This window comes from Rhizobium sp. 22-785-1, assembly GCF_053521965.1.
Window position 1 is genome coordinate 194,245 of the sequence record NZ_JBNWDI010000009.1, and the last position, 23,558, is coordinate 217,802.

Here is a 23,558-nt window from a genome sequence, read left to right on the forward strand (position 1 = left end):
GACCAGGACATGGCATAAGACAGTGGTAAAACTGCGTAGAGAAACCCATACGGCCTATTCCGAAGCTGCCTCACTACGGTTGCGCGCCGCATGGCTGTATTACAATCAGGGCATGACGCAGAAGGATGTGGCCGAGAAACTTGGGATCAGCCGCTCCACTGTCATCCGCCTGCTCGATGAGGCGATGAAGCGCTCCGACGTGCAGATCTGGATCAATGAAGGCATCGAGGATTACGTCGAACTTTCGATCGCGCTCGAAAAAGCCTATGGCCTGGATGAGGCGGTGATCATTCCGACAGGCTCGAACAAAGCCGAGGATATCGCCAAGGGGGTGGGCCTGGCGCTCGGCCAATTTCTCTCTGAGGTCGTGCCGGACAATGCCACCATCGGCGTCGGCTGGGGCCGCACCATGACCGCCTCTCTCTCCAGCTTTCGCCCGCCGCGGCGGGAAAACTGCAAGGTCGTCTCGCTGCTCGGCGGGATTGTCGCCGTACATCAGACCAATCCGCTTGATTACACATGGCGGCTGGCAAGCGCACTCGGTGCGGAATGTTACATGTTTCTCGCCCCGCTTCTGGTCGACTCCAGTGAAACCAAGCGGGCGCTGATTGAGAAATGCGGACTGAGCACACTCTACGCGCTCGCCGAAAACCTCGATCTCGCCATCGTCAGCTGCGGCGATATCGGCCCGCACTCCACCTCGCTATCGGAGGGCTTCATTTCCAAACAGACGCTGGAAGAGCTGGTGGCGGCAGGCTGCGTCTGCGACACCATGTTCAACTTCATCGATGCCGAAGGCCGCTCCGTCGATCATCCGATCAACAATCACGCCATGGCGATCGATCTCGACACGCTGAAAAAGGCCAAACACATCGTGCTGGCCTCCGGCGGCGCCCACCGCGCCACCGCCATCCGCGCCACGATCAAACGCATTGGCTGCAACACGCTGATTACTGACGAGGCAGCGGCACGGGCGTTGATGGACTTGGAGAGTGCACAGGCTACTGCCAGACAGGACTGATCACACCCGCCCTGTCTCCCAACCCAGCATCGCACGCTTACGGGTAATCCCCCAATGGTAGCCGGTCAGCGCGCCACTTTTGCCAAGCGCGCGGTGGCAGGGCACGACAAAGGAAATGGGGTTGGCGCCGATAGCGGCACCCACCGCACGCGATGCCGTCGGCTGGCCGATATCTTGGGCTACATGCGAGTAGGTCACTGCCCGGCCCATCGGGATTTTCAACAGGCTCTGCCACACCCGCACCTGAAAATCCGTGCCAAGCAGCACGACGCGCAAGGGCTTATCGCTGGTCCAGCGGGCGGGATCGAAGATGCGCTCCGCATAGGGCGCAGTCGCCGCCTGGTCTTCCACATAGATGGCGTTCGGCCAGCGTCTCGCCATGTCCTCGAAGCAGGCGGTTTCTTCACCTGGATCGGCAAAGGCACAGCCTGCAAGTCCGCGATCGGTGATCATCACCAGCGCAAGACCAAAGGGTGATGGATGATACCCATAGCGGATCTGCAACCCGCGGCCCTTCATCTTCCATTCGCCGGGCGACATGGCTTCATGCGTCACGAACAGATCGTGCAGTCGGCTTGGTCCGGACATGCCCACTTCGATGGCAGTCTCCAGGAGAGGAAGGTTCTCTTCGCGCAGCAGCCGCTTGGCATGATCCAGTGTCACCGCTTGCAAAAAGGCTTTCGGTGAAAGTCCGGCCCAACGGGTAAAGGTCTTCTGCAACTGCGTGGGCGACTGGTCGAGGCGGGCAGCGATTTCTTCAAGCGATGGCTGGTCACGATAATCCAGCGTCAGAATCTCGATCACCTGTCGCACAGTGTCGTAATCGCTGCCGACCGGCGTGATATCTTCTTTCAGCATGATATTGGCAGTCATGGGCGTGTCTCCTTGGTGAGCACAAGACCATGACACGTCGCCCGTCTCCACCCGTTTCTTGCGCCAGTCCCTATCAGATTTTCAGCCGCACAGTGGCAAGTGCGTTGCGAAAGGCTTTGGCGAAACTCTCGCGATCATCGGGATTGAGGAAGGAGCCGATATCGGTCACGCGTCCTTCCCCGGAAACATGCATGGACAATATGCCGAATTCCTCGTGCCGGCGCACACGAAAGCGCGCCCAGAACGGGTTGAATCGATGTTCCACCATATCGCCTTTGGGGGAAAATTTGCGGATCGACAGGCTGGTGCGCGACACAACGACCTGTTCCTTGACCTGCCCCGCACGGTAATTTGCCCGGAACGCCACGTAGAGCAGCAGAAAATCGAGCCCCAGGAAAAAGCCGATCGGCCAGGCGCCGGTCACGAGGAAAAAGCCACCATACAAGACCGCCACCAGCGCGCTGATCAGCAGCAACACACGAAAACCCTTGCGCCCCAACGAGCGATAGGGAATGAGTTCGGCAGAAAAAACCGGCTGATCGTTGAGCATTTCCATCTGCCTTCCTCGATACGGCTGATCAACGCGCATGTAGATCTGTTATGACAATCGACAAGAAACGATCCAGCACCCAAACGTTGAAAAAGTCAATTTCGACGGCGAAGCCAAGGCAAAAACGCGTGAAGACCGCCTATTCGCAAGAGGAACTGAACGAGATTTTTCGCCGCTTCTCCATCCAGCGGCCGGAGCCGAAGGGTGAGCTGGAACATACCAATCCCTTCACGTTGGTGGTGGCCGTAGCGCTTTCTGCCCAGGCCACCGATGTCGGCGTCAACCGGGCGACACGAGCGCTGTTTGCCATTGCCGATACACCGCAAAAAATGCTGGCGCTCGGCGAAGAGCGGCTGATCGATCATATCAAGACCATCGGACTTTACCGAAACAAGGCCAAGAACGTCATCGCCTTGTCTCAGATGCTGATCGATAATTTCGGCGGTGAGGTTCCCAAAAGCCGCGAAGAGCTGATGATGCTGCCCGGTGTTGGCCGAAAGACTGCGAATGTGGTCATGTCCATGGCGTTTGGCATTCCCACGCTCGCCGTCGATACGCACGTCTTCCGCATCGCCAACCGCATTCTGCTCGCACCTGGCAAAACCCCGGACGAGGTCGAGGACAGGCTGGTGCGGATCATTCCAGAGCCGTACCTCTTCCACGCCCACCATTGGCTGATCCTGCATGGGCGCTATTGCTGCAAAGCGCGAAAACCCGAATGCGAGCGATGTGTGATCGCCGATATCTGCAAATCGCCCGAAAAGACCTGGGATGTACCGGCGCCTTTGGTGGAGCTACCGGCCCAGCTGATTGGTGCCTGAACGAGCCCCTGTAGACACCGCCGTAAATGACGGGTCTTTCCGGCTGATCGATTTATGCAGATGCACCATGAAGGATGCGGCAAACAGCGGTGTCAGCAGGTTGAGGAACGGAACCGCGAGAAAGGCCGCGATGACGAGCCCCGCCATGAAAACGGTGGACGCGTGCTTGGAGCGGAAAGCGCGCGCCTCGGCCGGCGAGCGAAAACGCATCGCCGCGAATTCGAAGAACTCTCGCCCCAGCAGATATCCATTGACCATGAAGAAGGCGATCAGGTTCACGCCCGGCACGAGAAGCAGAAGAAGCGCGATGGCATTGCCGAGAATGACGATGCCGAAGAACTTGACGGAGGACACCACCGCCTCCCCAAGCGGCATGGCGCGACCGGCAGGCTCGGTCGCATAGTCCCGTTGCTCGATAACCTCTGCCACATCGTCGAGAAACAATCCGGCGATGACCGCCGTGACGGGCGAGATCAACAGAGCAAGCGCCAGCGCCAGGCCGATGCCTGCCAGCACCGCCAGCACGACACTCATCCACCCTGCCCAATCCGGCATGCCCGGAACAAGAGAATCGAGCCACGGCAGGGCAAGCCAGAGGAAAAGCCCACGAATGGCAAACCACAGACCGATCAAAACAAGAATGGTAAGCCCCAGCACCTTCCAGAACACGGAGCGTGTCTGAGACGCGAAAAGGTTTTCAAATGCGCGTCTAGCTGCGTTCAGGATCAAAAGACTCTCCATCCACTCCAATATGTTGGAGATGGAGACATAGGGCGACGATGCACCTTCCACAAGGACACCATTTTATGACATTTTTCTGAATAATGTGATTGCGGCCATCTTTACCTGACATAAAAGGCATGCCTAAACTATTAAAAAGAACGGGGGAGAAATAGTATTTTCCTCTCAAAAGCGATAAGGTGTGTCGCAAATCACTCTCTTGGCGTTCGAAGATAGAAGGCTTCGAAGCGTCACCGGATAGAAACGTGAAGAGGCATTGTTGGAAAAGCTACTGATCGATCTTTCTCGATTGATAAAGTCCGGTACGCCTGCGGAGCGGCGCATCGCCAAGTATCTCATGGAGCACTTGACCGAGTTGCCATTCGAGACAGCTGCGACGCTTGCGGAAAAACTGGGGCTGAGCCCGATGACGGTCGGCAGATTTCTGCGATCTCTCGGCTATCGGCAATTGAGCGATATTCGCGAACACCTGCGCGAAAGAAATCCCGCGCCTGCAGCGGCTGTACCTGAAAGCAGGGATCCGCGCCAATCCCCGCTCTCGGCGCTGATGCTGCAACAGATACAGGCAGTCCAGGCGGTCTATGATCTGGCAGGCCAGGCGGTCTGGAAGACCGCACTGGATGCCATCGCCCAAAGCCGTAACGTCTTTGTTGCCTCCTCCGCCGAAACCTTCGGGCTCTGTCGCTACTTCTATATGAAGCTGCTGGAGTGCCGCGAGCGCGTGCATTATCTCCAGAGCGACGGTTCGACCTACATCGAGCTGATGGATGAGGAGCCGGACAATACCCTGCTGATTTTGATCGATTGCGGCGGCGACCTTCCTGCTCTCCAGCGTCTTGCCAAGATGGCGAAACAGGGCAGCTACAAGACCCTGTTGATCACCACCCGCTTCTATGAATGGGGCCCGGAAAGCGCAGATATCTGCCTCACCATCCCGCTGAACCAGAATGGCGGCGAAAGCATGCTGCACCTGGTCGCCATGACCGAGTTCATGCTTCAGTCGCTGTCAGAAAATACCGGCTCCGCCCGCAGGCAACGGTTCAAGCGCATAGGCGAGCTGCAACGCGGTTTGACCGGGTAAGCGTAAGCAATGACGATCAGCGCTGCGTGCTGCTTCATGGGGCTATGCACTGTCCATTCGCTATATCGTGCCAAGACGTGACGCGGATCTACAATAGAACGCAGACCTGGGCGCTGTGAATGCCTCTTGCGGATATCGATGCGCTTGTCCTGTCTGCGCCAGGATCTTTGCGCCTGGCAAGCCGCGCTTAACTGGAATGTCTTCCTAGAGAGAAAGGACTGGTTCGAAGCTGTTCATCACAGTCCAAGAGCCAGCGCAACAGACCTTAAGACTGTCAGGGAAACGTGTTATTACGTTGCGGGGAAACTGAGGACATGCGTCTTCATATCCCCAGAGCATTCGTGCCGATCACCGGACCGCCTGCGATGCTTTATGCCTTTGTTTTTTGACCCATTGTCTGAACGCTAAAGCAATTACGCTTCATGCGACATGCTCTCGCTATGACCAGTCTCATCTATACGGATTGTTGAGGCATCAATGATAGAACTGTCGCTGTACCAATACCGAACCATGAACGGCAGCCAATCGTCGTCGAACTGATCTTGAAGCGGAGCTTTCCGGGATGCTCATGATCTCAATCCTGTCCTTCGCGCTGATGCCGATAGACACGGTGAAGGCAACGCTCCGGATCGCTTCCCCTCCCCATATTCAGGCTGTGTCGAAGGGCGCTCGACTTCCGGCAAAGACGTTTGATGCAGGCCGCTGCCGGGGAATGTCGGACCTGTCGCAGAAAAATCCGCCGGTGTTTCAGGAGGGCGCGAACGGGGAGTGGGAGTGCACAAGCTTTCTTGAGTTCCCCGAGACCAGTCACGACCCATCGATCTTTATCCAGATACGAGGTGCCAAAGGAGAGAGCTGGAGCACGTTTCGCCTGAAACTTAACTTCGGTTCGCCGCTCTCACGCCAGTCGCTGAGCGAAAGAGCCGTTGCCATCATCGAGTCGCTCATAGGCGACAGGACGCAGTTGGAAGAGTTGAGGATAAGGCTTGCGGCCCGCCAGGAGTTTGAGTCCTCCATTGCTGGCATCGGCCTTCGCTACCGGCAGGAAGGCATGGACCCGACACGCTTCAACCTTTTTGGTAACAACATTCCGCCTCTGCGAGGAACGTTACCTGCTCGGTCGTCGGCGAGACAGTGACGGTTCTCCCTGCCGATGCGCAACGTTAGGGGAGCCGTGGAAGTTTGCGGTCATGCCTTCAATGCGTCGAAGCGCGTTGACATCCGAGGATCCGCCAAAGCTTCTTTAGTTTCGCTTACCACGCTGCTTTTAAGCTTGGACCGATCCTACGCTTGAAGCCGCCATGTCTGACGACCATCGGACCGCAGAGAGCCATGCCCCAAATTTGAGGAGCAATGTCTGGACCGCGCCATGGTCGAACTTATCACCTGCGGCACAAGCTGCAGCGACGCATGGACTCTGAAAGAGAGAAATGATGGCTACCGCTGGCCTGGGTCGAAGCCACCCTCCCCGTACAAACGCAACTATGTTTGCGCAAACAGCGAAGCGACCCGAGAGCTAAGTCGCTTTTCGCTTATAACTCGACGCTGGTGAAAAATGTTGAGACCGACCGACATGCGCCTGGGAACTATCAGCGCGAAGCCTCATTAAACGAGCATGAAACTCAGACTCTTTCTCCCCATCATCGCTAGCGGATTGTTGGCAGCCTGCACCACGGTTGGCCCGGTCGGCAATGCATCCGTCCCCCAGCCGAGCAAAACGGTTCAGCTGAACCGGTATCTCGGCGACTGGTTCGAACTCGCCCGTTATGAAAACGCCTTCGAAACGAATTGCGAGGGCGTCACAGCGCGATACTCTCTTCGAGATGACGGGATGATCAAGGTCATCAACACGTGCCGGAAAGGCAGCCCTGAGGGCAGCAAGAAAGACATTGAGGGCCGCGCAAAAATCGTTCCTGACAGCGGCAATGCCAAACTCAAAGTGTCGTTCTTCGGTCCATTCTATGGCGACTACTGGGTCCTCGACCACGCGAACGACTACTCATGGTCGATCGTAGGCGAACCCTCCGGCAGGTATCTCTGGATCCTCACGCGTACACCCAAGCCTTCCGAGCAAACGCGCAAGATGCTCGTCAACAAAGCAAAGGCTCTGGGCTACGACGTGGGCCTGCTCCGCTGGACCAAGCACTAGTAGCGCCGCAAAATCTTAGCCTCAGCCGAGATATATCAGGCTGAGGCTCATCCGTTAGGCGTCGATCGCGGCCCCGCCTCAGCCAAGCTATGACGACAAACATCCCGAGCATTGCTGACATAGGAACCCGTAGCCGTTCCTATGACGCCTCACGAACGCCCGTCTTTTTCAGCCACCCGGCGCGTGGACTGCTTTTCGAGCAATTACGAAGACGCGTCCATGGCCGCTACCCAAATTGCACTCCGCATCGCCTGCCTGCTCCGATTTAACGATCTCTGTGAATCGAAAGAGCCTATCAAGGCGCCATTTGTACAATTCAGCTTCCACAGCGCTCGGCGCAGGCCTAAATACAAAAAAAGCCCCAAGGCTTATGCCAAGGGGCTTTTGCATATTGTATTTTTGGTTGCGGGGGCCTGATGGCACCGAGGCTTGCCTATTTGATACTCCGCGCTCTGGAGGAGAGAAAGTGTCTTTTCAACGATCGAACGACATCGAAGAACGAGAATCTCGGGTGCAACGGAAAGCGTAATTCTCATACGGACCGTAGATAAGTAATCTCGAACGCCTTTACTTGCCGATACGTTTGCAATCGGTTCGCAAGACTAAACGCATCGTTCATCTCAAATTTCTGAAATATGTCGAGGCCCCGATCTAGGCTGATCTTCCAACCTCGATCCGTCACAAGATGCCGAGCGTGAATCCTGTTGGTCCCGTCGAACTCCCAAGAAAATTTGATTCCTGCCGCGCCCGCCGCAGCCTCAATGGCAATTAAGTTAGTTTGTTGCTTTTCTGGATAAGCCTCGTCTGCACAGGTTACCAGGTGAACTGTCACCTCATCTTCCGGCGCTTTATGCTGAGCGATCATTTCTATGAATTCCATCAAGTTCCTTAGCTGATGGAACATTCGGATGTAGGGATCAGTGAGGACGATATTTGTGGCCCCTTTAAGCCAGGGCCAGAAGATATCGGCGAACGTGACCCCTTTTTGGTTCTCACTAAAGACTTTGTGTCCTTCACGCGGACCAACGACATCTGTTTCTGCTTCACCCGCGTACTGCACGACGTTTGAGGTGGACGCACCTTTGACATCACCTGCGCTCTCGGGCGTTGAGCCGTCGTGGGCCGCCGCACGCTTGTGATAATATTGTGGGTACTCTGTCTCTTCGAGCGTCTTGACGACGACCTTCCGCCCATCTTGCGCCATGAACGAGAAGTCCGTCTCCGGATATGTGCTGTCTATCCGAAGGAGTTGGTCCTTTACCCGTTTCCGCCCTTCCACAGCCAAGTGCAGGATCTCTTCGACTTCAACCTCGGTTGCGTTGTCCGCTGGAAAGAGCAGTTTCATCATGCCCGAAAAGGTCTTATTCACGCCGTCGCGATCACGAGTCGAAATATCCGCTGAAAGCGTAAAAAGGGCCTGATAGCGATTGGAGTAGTCGTCATTACGCATGTGCCGAAGGATTTCGGCGAGGTAGTCAACGACAAAACCATAACCGGACGCAAACATCTCCCCACGGATAACGTCGATCTCCCAGCCCGGGACATAGGTGTGAAGCCGGTCGATAAAGGCAGAATCATAGTATTTCTCGGGAAGCTCCTCAAATAAGTCGGTGTGCTTCAGCATGTATGGAACGTTGTGCTTGGTGTTCCCGACAAAGACCATCGACGCCTCGGCGCCAAGCGTCTCCACTCCTCGCGAGAAGCTCTTGTTGGCCATGTAGTTTTTCATAATGTCGACAAGTGCCTTGTCGACACGCTTCTGCCGACCGGCAAACTCGTCGAAGGCGACGACATCCCAGTAGCCGACCAATCCGATCTTTCCCGAGCTGTTGTTGACAAACAGCTTGGGCACCGTCACTTCGCCCCCTGATATCAGGATGCCATGCGGCGAGAACTCCGAGAAGATATGCGACTTGCCAGTGCCCTTCGGTCCCAGCTCGATCAAATTGTAGTTTCGCTCGACGAAGGGCACGAGACGCATCAATTGCAGGAGCTTGCTACGGCGACCGAACATCTCGGGATCGAAGCCGACCGTTTGGAATAACAGGTCGATCCATTCATCGGTCGTAAATCGCGCGCGCGCGCCGAGAAATGCCTCATAGTCAAACTTTGATAGCTGGATCGGCTTGATGCCCCCTAGTATCCACGGTTCGACGCTCTTGTCTTCGCTGTGCTCGTACTCGACGTCGGCGATACACCAGACGCCGCTAACCAGCAGCTTGGGATGAGCCTTCACAGTGTCGGAGTCGATGATTACCTTCTTGATGCTCAGGTTGGCGAAGGTCGCCTCATAGGCATCTTTGTCAGTGTTGAGATCAACGCTGACTTTGTCGATCACCTTCCATCGGCCCTTTTCCCGGATGTTCGAGCGGATCAGCCCCGCCTCATTGCGATGGACGTAGTGCTTGCGGAGGATTTCTTTAACGGTCTCAATCCCTGACTGGATCGAGCTCTCGTCATTGGTGGCGCAGTATTGGCCGAGCAGGAACTCCAACACGTAGGACGGGACAATGGCATTGCCCTTTACCGCCTTGACCAGGTCCTTGCGAACTACGAGGCCCGGGAAGCATTCATTGATCTTATCATCCAGCGCGGTCATCGCTCCCCCCGTCAAAAATCGAAATCAATCGAGAAGCTGCGGCGCAGCGTGTAGCGAGCTGTGCGGTACTCCCTGAAGTGGGACGTATCACCGTGCCGCTCTTCCAGCTTCAGGATCACCTCCTGGCCGTTGAATTCGTCAGCTTGGCGGAGCAGAAGGAACCGGACCGGAACTTCGCGCTCGCGCGCGTTTTCAGATCTGAAGTCGAACACAAGCTCGTGGCTGTCCGAGATCAATTCGCCCGATTGTGCATAAATCCCTGCTTTAAGCGTGCGCGCCTGGGTTTTCTCCGTGACGGCCTCCACTTGGTAGAAGCGGACCGAGATCTGGCTAGACGTGATCAACTGGTTGGAGCTTCCGATCATCTCCACCTCAACCGCAGTTGTGTCGCTCTGCCGCTTCTTGTTGATCTTGACGACGGGAATGACAATCTCCTGAAGGGTCACGCCGCCATGCACGAACCGGCTCCCCGATCCTTGCCGACGAAGCCGGTTGATGGATTTGGGGATGAGAAATTCCACCGAACCTTCGAGACCAGCCTGCCCCGGCGCGAAGTGTCGCAGGCCATGATTGTCCTTCAGACCGTGTCCGAGGATAAAACGCCGGTCTCGGAAAAGGATCACGTCTCCCTCGACCTGCGCAGAAGAGAAGTCGCTCTCTTCGATCGGCCGGTGCTGGTAGATGAAGCCATGATCGGACGTCACGATCATGTTGTTAGCGTTCGCGCCATTGAGCTTTTTTACGACCCGCACGATCTCCTCGATCGTGTCTTCGGCGGCTTCGAAAACGCGCTCTTCTGAATCCCGCTTGTCGCCGATCGCGTCGATCAAATTGTGATAGACATAAACGACATCATGATCGCGGACGAGCGCTCGTGCCTCATCCTTGTCCAATGCCATGAGATCCTCCGCCTTTACGGCCGTTGTCCTGTCTCCCGTCCTTCCGGTCGCCAGGATTTTCTTGCGGTTCTCTATTCCCTGTGAACTCTGGCCATCCACCAGCACGGTGCCGCTGTCGTTGTCCGCAATCTGCAACTCACCATTGGGCAGAAGTGCCGCCATCCCTAACTGGGTGTAGCTCGGAAGGCAGCCAAACATCGGATCGATGCCGGCCTCGTAGCGGTCAAGGCTGAGAATGCGTCCCCGCAGCTCCTCCGCCACCTCGTAGCGAAGCGCGTCGGAAATAATGACGCACACCTTCTGATCGCGCCGGCGAAATTCGCCCACATGCTCCCTGTAGAAAGTACGCTGCGCGGGGATCGGAGTCGCCGACCAGGTTTCAGCCCCGTCGACATGAGTCTGCCAGGCATCGTTCAGGCGCATCAGGTAGCTGTTGACGTAGTGGTTCTCGACCTGCTCGAACAGCTCGCGCATCAGCGTCGCCTGCCCAGACTTCTGCATGCGCCAGATGAATTTCCGGTAGAGTTGATCGATCCTGAACCAGCTCTTCGCATAACGTTCCACGCCTTCGGTGAGGCTGGTCATACCGAGCGTGACCTGTGCCATCGCTTGCTGGAATTCGGCGGCGAACCCGATCGCTTCGTAGAGGTCGCGATAAGAGCTGTACCAATGGCTCTGCCGACGCTGACGGATCCAGTTCGGGACTTCGCCCTGCGCCACCGTCTGATTGCCTACCTCGCGGACCAATGCTCGTATGATTGCCCGGTCGACTTCCTCGAAGAAATCCACTTCGATCAAGGTCCGGAAGTCGCGTTTAGTGAGATCGTGGGCAACGCCTAACGCCTCGGCAAATTCGGCCGAGAGTGTAGCGAACGCCTCCTCCGCATTCCGGTTGTTCTTCCAGCGACGGAAGAACACCACGGCTTCCGGAGCCAGGATCGCTTCGCCGCCGACCGCGCTCTGGTAACAGGACTTGAACAGGGCGATAGCAAAGTCGCCGATACTCGCCTTGTTTGCGCGATAGCCGAAGAACCGCTCCATCTGATCCCAGAGGAAGCCACTCAGGCCAACGCGGTCGATCAACCGTAGGCTGTCATCCTTCCCGGCTGCCAGCTCTCCCAACAGCACTTCGACGACGGTATCGAAATCGCCGTCGGCGGCTGCGCATACGCTGAGCATCCGTAGGCGCAGCTTTGTCTTCGTGTCATCACCACGAACGGCTGCCTTAAGCTTCTCCAGCCTGCGCCCGGAACGAAAGAATTCCTGATGCTCCCGAATGACGTCCTCGAAACCAATAGGCAACCCTAGCTCCGCAAGCCAGATCGCGACCTGGTCGCTTTTGAACACTCCATGCGCCAGCTCAACGTCGAGCAGCCAGTTGTCTATGTCGGCCGGACGCGGGCCGTCCCGATAGAGCAGAAAGCGTTGCTTCGGCTCCTCCCGCAGGACACGATGCTTAACCGCGAACTCAGTGTTCGCGACCTCAATCTTTTCCACACCCTGGATAAACAACGCCTCGAACGCCTGCCGGAATTCATGCGCAGGATCGTACCAAAAGACGATCCGCTGCTTGTCGAACTGGGCTTCAAGCCCTTTAACGATCCGATCCTCCATGCTCAATCATCCGAGTCACTGAGGCCCTTAATGGGCTTCAAAGCTGCGCCGAACTTCGGATAATTGGCCTTCACCCCGTCATCGAGGTCGATCTCATTCTTTTGGGTCGCTAGCGGGAATAAGACATCACGCTCCCAGGCATCAAGCTCCTCAATTTCCTTAGCTGTGGCTTCGATCTCCTTCAAAGCCTTGGTTTTCTGCGCAGGCGAAGCATCCCCACTGATGCTAAGCGCTTCCTGCGCCCGGCGGTGAGCCTCAAGCTTGGATCGGAACTCGCGTAGATAGTCATTCAACACGACGCTCACCGTGTCGGGGCGGTAGCGGTGCATGTAGATCAGCGCCTGGAACGTGCTCCTGGGACTGGAGAACATCCAGTAGATCGGGCGCTTCTTGTAGCGTTTGACGTGATCGTCGTAGAACCCCTTGGCAAAGTACTTGCGGATGTCACCGATCTGCGCCTCGATAAAGGTGAGGTTCTCGCGGAAATGCGCCTCGCCGAAAGTCACGCGCAGGAACTTGCGGAAGCGGTCAGCGATGTCATCGGGGAACCAGTTCTCGAATTTCTCCGACAGCACGGGGATGACGTTGTCTTCGTCGGGCAGGAAGCTCGGCTCCGGCACGCGAGCAAGGTAATCGGCCAGCGTCTCGCCCTGGTTGGCGAGGATCAGGCCCGGCGCGTCGAGGCTGTAGCGGCCGAACATGCAGCCCACGGAATAACTGAGGAACTCGGCCAGCGTCCGTTCCAGCAGCGCCTTCTCTCGGTCTGCGTCGGTCTTGCCCGTTCCGATGGAATAGGCGGGGTTGCAGGTCAGCGTGATCTCCTCGATCGGCACCTCGGGGGTCAGCTCGTCCTGCAGACCATAAACGTCGATTAAGATGCGGTTGTTCTCTTCCTCCAGCCGCTGCGTTTCGTCCGTCATGCCCTGCCAATGGGTGCGCAGGCGGGCATAGGTGGCCCTCAGTGTTCCAGCCCGATGGTCGTGCGAGAGCAGCGGGAGGCTGGTGAAATCCCAAGAGGTTTCGTAGGCGTCCCAGTCCGATTTTCCGAGATTGATCAGCTCTTCCACAGCTATTGGAGAGCGATTGATCGCTTCAGCATCGAAAGGCAGGCTATTCAGCTCGGCAGTATTAAAACTTAGGGTGGGGCAGAGAACTGCGAGCAAGCTGTCGGCAACGTTCGAGCACAAAAACGCCAAGGCCGATTTTTCAGTCGCTGCGCTAGAACTAAACCCTGACCTTCCTGTATCATCAAAAACGAAACCTGGCGGCCGGTATCGGGTGTCGAATTTGCCAGCGCTGATCTTTGAGTAGGTAATGCCTTCGCGAAAGAAATACTGGATATTCTGAGGTCGCGAGCGCAACTTCCCGGCACCATCTTTAAAGTTCCGAATTTCTTGACCATCATTCTCCCAGTTCACGACAACTTCATGGTTTCCGTACCACTTTCTGAAATCGCCGCCGCTGTGGCAGGGAAACCAACGCGCGTCGCTCTCTCCAGAAGAAGCGCAATCGTAATCGGAGTTCTCGAATGAGACCTCAAACCATTCGCGCTGAAACCGAACGTTATCACCCGTTAGGAGACCTGCTTTCAGCTCAACATATTCAGCTAACGAAGGCATATTCGCGAAATCTTCAATTACGGATTTGCTCAACGAAAACGCAATTGGATAGCCGGGTATCTTCTCAAAATCTTTCTGGAGAAATCTGAAAGCCCCATATTCACGATCTCGGAACAGGCACTCAATTTCATCCGGCTTTCGCACTTGGACATGCTGTTCAAATAGGCGTCGATAGATCCCGACATCGCTGCTTTTGGCTATACGCTTCTGCACTGTGAAGGCAACGGAACCAAAGTCAGAGCCAAAAATACCTCGTCCAAGCTGTAGTAGCGTGTCAATCTTGTGTTCTTCAAGGAGCCAAGCCCGGCACAATTGAAATGACCCCAGGAACATCCAAGAGGGCAAGTTTATCATCCCCCAAAAGCCATTTGAAACCGTTAGCCTACTCGAGCGCTCCATAAAGCACGTCATCAGGTCTGATTTGCTGCGCGGAAAATTCTCCTTAATCCAAGAACCAAGCGCACTGTTCAGGCCTTTGGCTCCTGCATAAGGCGGATTGGCCACCACCACATGATACTTCGGCGACAGCGCCTCGGCCAAGCGCAGGACAGTCGCGAGGCGCTCCAGAACCGGGCGCAGCAGCAGGTCGGCGTCAAAATCCCTCGCCCTGACAACCCGCAGCGTTTCGGCCGGATCACGCAGCTTCGGCACGATCAGCGAGCCGAAGTTCTTGGCTTGCTCGAACTGTCCCAGAGTCTCGCGCAGCTCCTCGGTGAACAGTTCCTTGCCCACCACGGCGGCCACGTCTCGCAACTCTGCTTCGGTGAACTTCACGTCCTGCAACACGCAGATGTCGGGCTTGGCCTCCATCCGCAGGAACCGCCGCCGCCCCAGCTTTGCCGCCGCCTTCATCGCGAGCGCAAAACCTGCCAGCGCCCCCGCGCGGTCGTCGATCTCCACTCCCGTCAGGTTGTTGGCCAGGATCAGCGCCGGGATCTTCTCGGTCTCGTACCCTTCTTCCTCGTATATCGCGTAGAGCAGGTCGAAGGCATAGGTCAGCATGTGCCCCGATCCGCAGGCCGGATCGCAGACCTTGATCTCTTCGGGATTGGTGATCTTCAGGAAGTCCGTCTCGGACTCTTCCGGCGCGAGGTAATAGTCCATCCGCTCGGCCAATTTCGATCCCGGCCGATTGAGCAGCCACAGCCGCCCCAGCGAGTTATCGACCAGGTAGCGGACGATCCAGTGCGGGGTGAAAAGCTGCGTGGCCGCCGGGATGTTTTCGGTCGTGATCTTCTGGTTCTTCTTCAGCCCCGCAAAAACCTGGTCCTTCTTCTCCGAAATGTAAAACTGGTAGAGCCAGCCGATGACCTCGACATCCTCGCAGACGTCAGGTGTCATCGCTTCGCGCAAATAGGAGAGGATCGAGGCATTCGAAAGCAGGTCCTCGGGGAGCAGCAGCTCGGTATAGTCGTCGATCCGCTCGAACAGGAACGGCATGTTCCGATGCCAGTCATTACAGATTGCGACGAGCAATAGCCGATAGGCCTCGGCCTGAGCGTCGGGGCTCGGAGTTCGGCCATCGAGCAACGCCTGAACCTCAGCGCGTATCCTCTTCGGGACGCGGTCCTCGTCGATGTTCCCCGCTTTCGCCTCAGCCAGAATTTCCGGCTGGAACTGGCCCGACAAGGGCGAGACCACGCGGACGGGATTGATGTCGTTGACGTCCATGTAGCGCAAGGCCGAAAAGCGGTTGAACCAGATATAGGCCACGCGCTCGATTACCTGGCCTTTGCTGTCACGCGCGATGGCCGCCTCGAGTTTCTTGATCGCCTCCGGATGCTCGCGGCGCGCAGCGGCGCCCGGCGCGAGCACAGAGTCCAGCTTGGCACTCACCTGTCCCATTAGGTTGCGGCGGGCGAACTGTGCGAATTTCTTAAGCTTCGAGGTATCCATCAGGCGCCTGCCTCCCCATTTGCCGCCGCCGCAGTAACCCTGGTCACGGGCCATTCGGCAAATTTCTTGTTCCAGATATCCACGGAAAGCACGACGCAGTCCGCAATGTGCTGTCGCCTCCAAGGCGTGTCCGTTTCGCATCGGATGTCGGCCAGCAGTCGATCCTTGAAGCCGGTCAGGAGCGCCTTCTGTTGCTCTGGATCGAAGGCATCCAAACCCAGCAGGACCACATATATGAACGGCTTGGCGTCACGCTCCATCAGGTGAAGAAACGTGTAGGAGCTGCGCGCCTTAGGCGTCAGTTCCTGCGTCAAAATTGAATTGTCCGACAGACGCTTGAAATACGCCTGCTGTTCCTCAGTTGGAGCCCGTTTGTTGGACGGGTCCTTGATCTCAACCAGCAGGATGTCCTCGTCTCTCTCGATCACGAGATCTACGAACTTCATTTGTATCGGTAGCTTAACGCCTTGGCGGTCCAGTTCCTCCCAAACGAGCTCGTCTGGAAAAGAGAATTCCAAATCGGCGTTTGGTTCAGCCTTGTAAGACTTCATGGTTTTGCACCGCCGAGAGCCCGCGCCATATCCTCATCGAACAGCTCTGCAAAAGTGTCGGAGATCGCAGACTTTGAAATCAGCGAGTAGCTGTCAGTACTCTCCGCCGCCAATTTCTGAGTTTCTGCGTCGCGATAGAGGGCGTGAAACCGGACATGGTCCTCCTTGCCCTTGTCAATCAGCAGGTCCAGCCATTTCAGAAGGACATAGTCATGCGTGGCCAAGACGATCTGCTGGCCGTTGCGCGACAGCTCCAAAAGAACCTGCACCAGCTTCTTCATCAGCTTCGGATTGAGGTTCGCCTCGGGCTCGTCCCACAGCAGAAGACCGGTGGTGCCGGGACTGATCGAGCCGTTGCAAAGCAAGCGATGCAGTACGCCGATCTTCCTGTACCCCTCGGCGGTCATGCCGCTTGACAGCGAATGCCCGTCTTTAGGGACAAAACGGGTGACGGTCGAATCCTGGTAGGCCTGCGCTGCCTTTGACTTCGACCTCCCCGGATCCGCTTTTTCCTCGTAGTGACCAGGTTCGAAACGGAAAGCGCCCTCGCTCGTCCAGCGATACCGCCCGCCGACAAGGTCGACCAATTCGCGGACTACGCTCGAGAGCCTCGGATCTTCAATAAGACTTGAAGCCTCGTCCTCGAATCCCGGACGGACGAGGAGTTCAGCGAGGTCGACATAGCCATCATCGAAGATCATCTCGACGGTGGCGCGGTCGTGGCGCGGGTGACGCATGCCGCGGACGAGCGACAGCACCTCCTTCGTCGGGATAAACACGGGTTGCAGTTCATGCCCCGCGCCCCCGGCATCAACCTTGATCTGCACGGATTGAGAGCGGCCTCCGAACGAGATCGTCACGCGGGTGTCATCGCTACTCACCAGGCTGAGCCGCGTTGGAGCCTCCGCGCCATTGGCACGCAGAGCGCCTATACGGCCTTCTTCAGGCGAGAAGAGTCGCAGCAGTTTCTTCGATACGTCGGCGGCGATCTCGTTGGCCGGATGCTCCTCGGATGGTGGCAGGCCCGCCAGCGCCAGGCCATAGATTGCCTTCAGCAGGTGGGTTTTCCCAGTTCCGTTAGAGCCTATGATGACGTTCAGCCGTGGAGACAGCGATAGCTGCAGGCTCCCGAACACTGTGAAATTTTCGATCTCGACGCCAGCGATCATCACACAGTCACCCGTTTTCCCGCTACGATTTCAGCGACCAGCGTCTCGCGCAGGGTTTCCAGATAGGCGTCAACGTCCTGCTCGTCGGCCAGATATGGTTTTGCGTAGGTGACGCGCAGCGCACTGGCAGCCACATATACCGGCTGAGCCGGCGGCGGCGTTCTGCTCACGCGGTCTCCGGAGCGATCCGACTCGCCGGGCCCACCGTCCGTCTTGACGGGGCGCGGCGCCGTTACCCGACCGAGCAACGCAGGATAGCCCGTCGCCCGGAATCCGCTCACACGCTCCCGGATCACCGCGATCAGTTTGCTGGTCTCGATGGCATTCACAAGCGTCGAGAAGGCGGCTTCAATTTCGCGGCGGTCAGGCTCTCCCAAGGAGGGAAATTCGGGAAGCCCCCGCAGCTTGGAGCGAATCGCCTCGACATCGGCAATCGCCGTCTTGCGTTCTGCAGCAATCCGCTCTTCGACCTCCGCCCTCAATGCGTCAAGAGCGCCTTTGATCTGCTGAATGGCGTTGCCCTTGAAGCAATTGGGATCGTCCAAGACCTCTTGGATGACTCGGGCCTGATCTTCGCCGCCATATCCGAAATTGGCGTGTTGATCGGCCAGATAGCCTCGCGCCTCGTCGTAGATCGCCTTCTGCGCCCCCCCCATGAAGCGACGGATCGGATCGAGAACGCTCTCCTTCAGGTCGAACAGCCGATCCTCGTGGCGGCCGAGATCCTGAAGATACCAGGCATAGGATTTGCCCGTGACCTCATGGAGCGCGCCCTGGAGTTGGCCCAACGCGGACAGAAATGGATAACGCGCCTCTTGTCCTTCAAGGATCGCGAGTTCTGTCTTGAGCGCGCCAAAGGCTTCGGCTGTCTCAATTCCGAGAGCTTTGCCCTCGGCGCCTGCCGGCTGCGCATCGAAAAACTCGCGGTAAAATTCCTTGAGCTTGCGCGCCTGGGCTGGCGTGAACTCCACTTGAAGCTCGAGCACGATATTGCCGAGAGCGTGGGCATTTTGGAGCCCCCGCAGCAAGGCATCACCTTCCAACGGGCTGCCGTCCGAACGCGCTTCGATCTTGCCGCGGCCGAGAAGGCCGGCTGCGGTGCAGAGGATCGCGGCATAAGACCAGCCGTAAGGCTTACGCTCAAAGCGCTCGATAACGGCCTTCACGGTCGTCCTGATGCCATTGCGCGCGTTCGACTGCGCAAAGTTGAGGATTTCCTGCTCAACCTCAGTGATATTAGCTCCGTCCTCACCGAACAGGCTGTCGTTGCCATGTGTCAGGAACCTGCCAATCTCGCTTTCGGAATAGGCGAAGCCGCGCAGCATCCCGAGATTGACGTGAACCTTGTCGACAAGAGTCTGGAACGCACGCTCGATCCGCATTTGAGCGTCTTCTGAGCGAACCTCAATTTCCGCGCCGCGCACGAAAAGACGGGCATCGCCCACCAGAGCACGGGCCTTGAGGGTAAGATCGCGCTGCCGACCGTTGTTCTGCTCACCCTTTTCGCGGACGATACGCTCAATGCTCGGCTGCTGCGTCACTGAACGCGCCTGGCGAACGTATTTGTCCGTCCGCTTGTACGTCATCAGATCGCTGACGAAGCGGTTGTCGGCATTCAGCACAATGGCGAGTTCGTCCCTCGACATCGTACGCATCGCGGTCGCCTCGGCATTACCGCTTTGCTCGTGAAAGGGCGTGATGACGTTGATCGCCAGTTCGTAGTCGCGACCGAGCAGCCGATCATCGAGATACCGCGCAAAGGCGTAGTCCTGCGAGGACGCTTCGTGCCGAATCTTGCGGCTCTTTATGACGCCATCGAAAATCAGCGTCTCTAGTTCCTTGGCGATTTCAGCAGTGTCAACTTCGATCGCCTTTATTTCCTGTTCGACGTCCTTCTCCTCGTCGGTCAGGAACTCGAACAACTCGCCATTGCGCTGGATGTAGGTGTTCTGCTCAAGCAGGCTCAGCGCCTCATCAATCCGCCGCTTATGCTTGGTCAGGTCGATGTCGAACCTTTCCAGCATCAGGACGGCGACATTGCGGGCCGTGGACTTGAAGCCCTTGACGTATTTGACCAGAAACAGCGCCTTCAGAATCCGTGTGGCGAATTCGTCGCCGAGGTTCTTCTCGGCAATCAGGATCGATTGCTGGACATTCGATTTGAGCGCGGTGCGGATGCCCTCGAACATCTGATCGAAGGTCGCAAGTCCGCCGACCGGCATATCGGCGAGCCGCACCGCAACTTCCTGAAAAACCCCCAGCATGGACCGTTCGCCGACCGAGCTGTGCTTTCCCTCGAAAGCGTTATGCTGGGACAGGTTCTGGATCGCCAACTGGAACAGCGGATACTGGTAGGGAACAAAGGGATAGCTGTGGATGAAATGATCGCGGTCGCGGAAGTTCTCCAACCGGATTGAGCCATCCGTGAAGTCGAAAAGCGTCTTCAGGCTATTCGATTCGCGATGGTAGAGATCGGACAGGCTACCGATGCCGGACTCGGTCTTTTTGAGCAGCCGCTTCTGGATCACTTCGGCGACATCGGCGCTGTTGAGCGGCATGCGATTGGCGAAGCGCGCCTGAATCTTTGAGAAGTCGTTCTCCTGCCGCTGGTTCATATCGCCGATGACGGACGCCATATCCTGCTGCGCCGTGACGATGATCCAGGCCCGGCCGCGGCACTTGGTATTCAAGCTCTCCGCGATGGTCTGGAGATTCGTCATAAGCTTGACGTTGTCCGCGATGTACTGGCCCACCTCATCGACGAAAAAATTCAGGCGGAAGCCCGGCTTCTGCGTTTCGATGTAGGCCTTGACCTTCTCGGCGAAGTCCTCGATCGATGACCGGAAATCCTGACGATACCGCGTCAGGATGCCTTCGCCCTCGGAGGGATTGGCGCCCGTGGTCTGGGCATAGGCCTTGGCGACATTCGCATTCTCCAACAGCGCCTGCTCGCGTCCGCGCTCCCAAGGCTTCCCGGCGACAGACTGATACGCCTTCCTGAACGCCTCGAGCACCCCGCGACTGTCCAGATCGCGCTCGAACTGCGCGATGTGCGGCTGCTTGCCATAGTAGCCTCCCATTTCGTCGAAGACTTTCTGGAAAACCGAAAGCAGCGCGTCGGTTTGCCCCTTCGAAATGACGTCGGCCTTCTGGTCGATATTAAACAGGATGCTCTTCGACGAGATCGACACGGCCTTGCGCAGATCGGCCGCGAGGATCTCATTGTGCGCGCATTTCTGTTTGAAAAGCTCATAGGCTGGGCTTCCGCCGATATCCCGATTCTCCAGAAGGAGCGCCAGCATTTTCAGCAGATGCGATTTGCCCGAGCCGAAGAAGCCGGAGATCCAGACCCCGTTGGCCGAGCCGTAATTATTGTAAGCATCAAGGAACTTCTCGAGCTGACGCTCGATCTCATTTGTGATGACATACTCCTCGAGTTCGACCCGGAGGCTGGCCTCATCATCGGCCTTGATAACCCCTTCAATCGCACGATCGACAGGTTTTTCGAAGATATCACGAAATGTGGTCATGGCCCCCTCAGATCTCATAGTGCGTTATATCGAACGCTCGGTAGTATTTGTCGTCATGCATGGTTCCAAACAAATCGAGCGACGCACCGCTAGCCAGACTGTGCGTATATTTTCCTGGAAAGAACATCACCGTCGGCTTTTCTTTGGCGGTGCTCTGAAGGTTATTCAACACATTGTGGGACCGGATGTAGGGGTAAACCTCACCGACACCCGACAGGAACAAGACATCGAACTGCTGGCCCGCGAGAATCGCCCCAATAGCGGGGATAAGATGGGTTTCTGGATCGAGAACCCCTTGCAAAAGCTCTTTGAGCTCGTCCTTTCCGATGCTTGGCTCAGCCACGAGAACGTCATCCCAAATGCCGCGATCGTGCAGCAGGGAGATGCTGAGGTCGTAGAGGTTGATTTCAACCACGCGCACGCCGCGATTCTCGAGTTGTTTCACTAGGCTGGTGCGCATCGCATCGATGCCGACCGCTTCCTCGGCCGGATAGGGGAAGATAAAGAATGGCACTTCGTTCCCGAGACCCTGCTTCTTGAGGAATCTCTCGCTCATGATAACCTTGAGAAGGTGGTCGAAGCGGTCATTGGGGGTTGTCGTCTTACTCAAACGCGCCATTATCTCTTCCCTCCCCCCTGCCGCTCGGCACCAGGGAAGTATCGTAATTCATTGGGATTTTCGGCCTGGATTATAGCCAATACGCGCGGCGACAACATTGCCGCGCGTATCCGGTCATCCTGCGACAGGATCTCTGACTCGCGCATCAGGCGAAATAGCACCGTGCGAAGCTTGGCACGGGTCGAGGCCGATAGTGTCGCAAGCTTAGGGGACCATTCCTCCTTCGCCGACAGGAACGTATCGAAATCATCGTAGGTGAGTTCTGTCCTCAACGTCAGAAATCTGTCGCTCAGCACTTCGATCGCAAATTCGCGGATGAACCTGTAGGCTCGACAGATGGCTAGCCAGAGGAGAGCGCATTGCTCGTTGCGCTCTCCTTCAATCAGTAAAGTCAACTCTGCCGGCGTCAGACATCTCAGGCGGTTCACGATTTCCCGAACGGAACGCCGCGCTGAGCTCGCTTTCCGCACCGGAAACACGCCGCGCTGCAGCGCGGCACCGAGCGTCGCATCCCAGTCTCCGACGTCATCGTGCAATTCGGCAACGGCAGCACTTTCGTTGATGTACAGCCCACCGGTTCCGAAGGACATAAGGTAGGGCTGATCCCGCGAATCCGGCATCACGCGCTCCCAGAATCGCTGGGGGCCTTCTCAACTTCCCCAAATTCGAAATCTGCACGCCTCAACGCTCGTTCCGTCTCATGCGGATTGAGCGCAACGATGTGCTGAGTGCGCGGGTTCTGCTGGCTCGCATCCCCGAGAAGTCCTAGCCGCTTCAGCACGTAAAACAGCATCGCGTACCGGACAGTCAGAACCACCCGCTCATTTGTCATCCCGTAATCCTTGGCTACGACTGTGCGCTGACTTGGGGTTAGCCCCGGATGAGGGCCGATTTCGATGTCAAACGTCTTCTTCCAAAGTGTATCCTGATCACCAGCAGGCCCGGGCGCATCCAAGTTTCGAACCTGGAGAATGCGCGGCAGCAGAAAGTCTTTGAACTTTTCATCAATGTGACAATAGCCGCGGACATGCCAGCGGAAACCATCATACCCAAAAGCGTGCGGCGTCATACGCCGCCACACCGGATCGGTCCGACGGCTTCCCATTGATTGGTAGTAGACCTCGATAGAGCGTCTTTCTCGCACCGCCTCAAGAACGGCCTTCAACACATCTGAGTCCACCGCCCGGTGGGGCGTCAGCGCAACGTCAATCTCAGGAGCATGCGAGATCCACGACTCGCTTGGATCGGCAAGCCCTTCCGCCAATGACCGTAGCCGGGAAAGATAACTATCGGGATCAGGCCTCAGGAAAATTGGCGAGAAATCAGGCGCAGCGACATAGCGCTTCGCACTCTTGTCATAGATCGCGTTCTGCGGAGCGCGCTCCTGATAGAGTGTCAGGTCTTTCGATGCCTGCGGCACGGAGACATCAAACATCTCGATGATGTCCGAGCGGTTGACGCCGCCCTCCCAGAACAACCGGAACTCAATGAATTCGAGCCGGCGCCCCACACCCCATTTCAACGCCGTAAAGCCTTCTTTCATCGCCGCTCACCCTAAAATCCAAGATGGGAATAAAAAGTATATGGACATATCCGATCTATCCGTGTAACTATTATTCTCATCTGCACAACTCGTCAATGGCGGCGAGCGCGCAATTCGTGAGGAACGGCAATGCCCAAGCGTAGTCCCAACCGCGAAGTGACCAGCAAGAAAGCGGCAAGCGCCGCGTCGAAGGTTTTGCGGGATCCCAAGAGTAGCAAGGCCGCGAAAACCGCGGCAGCCTCGGCGCTAACCCAGCGCCCGAACAAGAAGTAGTCCGGAAAAA

General features: G+C 56.9%; 19 protein-coding genes. 7 read left to right on the plus strand and 12 right to left on the minus strand.

Features of this window, described 5'->3' with window-relative positions:
- Positions 1-22: 22 nt before the first annotated feature.
- Positions 23-1,021, plus strand: coding sequence for a sugar-binding transcriptional regulator (locus tag ACQZ5M_RS18155; RefSeq protein ID WP_449080439.1), 999 nt, complete (start codon positions 23-25; stop codon positions 1,019-1,021).
- Here ACQZ5M_RS18155 and ACQZ5M_RS18160 read toward each other — a convergent pair whose 3' ends face one another.
- On the minus strand, positions 1,022-1,894 hold the full coding sequence (locus tag ACQZ5M_RS18160) for a bifunctional helix-turn-helix domain-containing protein/methylated-DNA--[protein]-cysteine S-methyltransferase (protein ID WP_296039413.1): 873 nt from the start codon (positions 1,892-1,894) through the stop codon (positions 1,022-1,024).
- A 73-nt stretch (positions 1,895-1,967) separates the two neighbouring features.
- Positions 1,968-2,450 (minus strand): DUF2244 domain-containing protein, encoded by a 483-nt coding sequence (locus ACQZ5M_RS18165; RefSeq protein WP_296014458.1) that lies wholly within the window; start codon positions 2,448-2,450, stop codon positions 1,968-1,970.
- Positions 2,451-2,494: 44 nt separating this feature from the next.
- Between ACQZ5M_RS18165 and nth the strand changes: the two genes are divergently transcribed.
- Complete coding sequence (gene nth / locus ACQZ5M_RS18170; protein ID WP_449080440.1) at positions 2,495-3,265, plus strand: endonuclease III; 771 nt, start codon at positions 2,495-2,497, stop codon at positions 3,263-3,265.
- Here nth and ACQZ5M_RS18175 read toward each other — a convergent pair.
- Complete coding sequence (locus ACQZ5M_RS18175; protein WP_296014461.1) at positions 3,239-3,994, minus strand: sulfate transporter family protein; 756 nt, start codon at positions 3,992-3,994, stop codon at positions 3,239-3,241. The genes nth and ACQZ5M_RS18175 overlap by 27 nt on opposite strands.
- A 271-nt stretch (positions 3,995-4,265) precedes the next feature.
- On the opposite strand from ACQZ5M_RS18175, the gene ACQZ5M_RS18180 reads away from it, so the two are divergent.
- From ACQZ5M_RS18180 to ACQZ5M_RS18195, 4 genes are all read left to right on the plus strand, one after another.
- On the plus strand, positions 4,266-5,087 hold the full coding sequence (locus ACQZ5M_RS18180) for a MurR/RpiR family transcriptional regulator (RefSeq protein ID WP_296077942.1): 822 nt from the start codon (positions 4,266-4,268) through the stop codon (positions 5,085-5,087).
- Between the two features lie 562 nt (positions 5,088-5,649).
- Positions 5,650-6,225 (plus strand): DUF6030 family protein, encoded by a 576-nt coding sequence (locus ACQZ5M_RS18185; RefSeq protein WP_296077940.1) that lies wholly within the window; start codon positions 5,650-5,652, stop codon positions 6,223-6,225.
- A gap of 477 nt (positions 6,226-6,702) precedes the next feature.
- Positions 6,703-7,236, plus strand: a complete 534-nt coding sequence (locus ACQZ5M_RS18190; RefSeq protein WP_449080441.1) for a lipocalin family protein — start codon at positions 6,703-6,705, stop codon at positions 7,234-7,236.
- A gap of 219 nt (positions 7,237-7,455) precedes the next feature.
- Positions 7,456-7,653 carry a hypothetical protein gene (locus ACQZ5M_RS18195; protein WP_449080442.1) on the plus strand — a complete coding sequence of 66 codons (198 nt, stop codon included), beginning with the start codon at positions 7,456-7,458 and terminating at the stop codon, positions 7,651-7,653.
- A gap of 115 nt (positions 7,654-7,768) precedes the next feature.
- Here the strand turns inward: ACQZ5M_RS18195 and brxL are convergent, their stop codons facing one another.
- The 9 genes from brxL to ACQZ5M_RS18240 are packed head-to-tail and all read right to left on the minus strand — an operon-like array spanning position 7,769 to position 23,275.
- Positions 7,769-9,835, minus strand: a complete 2,067-nt coding sequence (brxL, locus tag ACQZ5M_RS18200; protein ID WP_449080443.1) for a BREX system Lon protease-like protein BrxL — start codon at positions 9,833-9,835, stop codon at positions 7,769-7,771.
- Between the two features lie 11 nt (positions 9,836-9,846).
- Entirely contained in the window at positions 9,847-12,348 is a 2,502-nt protein-coding gene (pglZ, locus tag ACQZ5M_RS18205; RefSeq protein ID WP_449080444.1) for a BREX-1 system phosphatase PglZ type A, read from the minus strand.
- Between the two features lie 2 nt (positions 12,349-12,350).
- The gene (gene pglX / locus ACQZ5M_RS18210; protein ID WP_449080445.1) at positions 12,351-15,917 is read right to left on the minus strand and encodes a BREX-1 system adenine-specific DNA-methyltransferase PglX; all 3,567 of its coding nucleotides are present in this window, start codon (positions 15,915-15,917) and stop codon (positions 12,351-12,353) included.
- On the minus strand, positions 15,863-16,414 hold the full coding sequence (locus ACQZ5M_RS18215) for a hypothetical protein (RefSeq protein ID WP_449080446.1): 552 nt from the start codon (positions 16,412-16,414) through the stop codon (positions 15,863-15,865). The genes pglX and ACQZ5M_RS18215 overlap by 55 nt, the downstream gene beginning before the upstream one ends.
- Positions 16,411-17,583: an AAA family ATPase gene (locus ACQZ5M_RS18220; protein ID WP_449080447.1), complete on the minus strand. Its 1,173-nt coding sequence runs from the start codon at positions 17,581-17,583 to the stop codon at positions 16,411-16,413. The genes ACQZ5M_RS18215 and ACQZ5M_RS18220 overlap by 4 nt, the downstream gene beginning before the upstream one ends.
- Positions 17,583-21,113 (minus strand): BREX system P-loop protein BrxC, encoded by a 3,531-nt coding sequence (gene brxC, locus ACQZ5M_RS18225; RefSeq protein ID WP_449080448.1) that lies wholly within the window; start codon positions 21,111-21,113, stop codon positions 17,583-17,585. The genes ACQZ5M_RS18220 and brxC overlap by 1 nt, the downstream gene beginning before the upstream one ends.
- A 7-nt stretch (positions 21,114-21,120) precedes the next feature.
- Positions 21,121-21,732: a DUF1788 domain-containing protein gene (locus ACQZ5M_RS18230; RefSeq protein WP_449080450.1), complete on the minus strand. Its 612-nt coding sequence runs from the start codon at positions 21,730-21,732 to the stop codon at positions 21,121-21,123.
- Complete coding sequence (locus tag ACQZ5M_RS18235) at positions 21,732-22,322, minus strand: DUF1819 family protein (RefSeq protein ID WP_449080451.1); 591 nt, start codon at positions 22,320-22,322, stop codon at positions 21,732-21,734. Before ACQZ5M_RS18235 ends, ACQZ5M_RS18230 begins: the two co-directional genes overlap by 1 nt.
- Before the next feature lie 29 nt (positions 22,323-22,351).
- The gene (locus tag ACQZ5M_RS18240; RefSeq protein WP_449080452.1) at positions 22,352-23,275 is read right to left on the minus strand and encodes a helix-turn-helix transcriptional regulator; all 924 of its coding nucleotides are present in this window, start codon (positions 23,273-23,275) and stop codon (positions 22,352-22,354) included.
- Between the two features lie 129 nt (positions 23,276-23,404).
- Between ACQZ5M_RS18240 and ACQZ5M_RS18245 the strand changes: the two genes are divergently transcribed.
- Entirely contained in the window at positions 23,405-23,548 is a 144-nt protein-coding gene (locus ACQZ5M_RS18245) for a hypothetical protein (protein WP_021240092.1), read from the plus strand.
- Positions 23,549-23,558 lie beyond the last annotated feature (10 nt).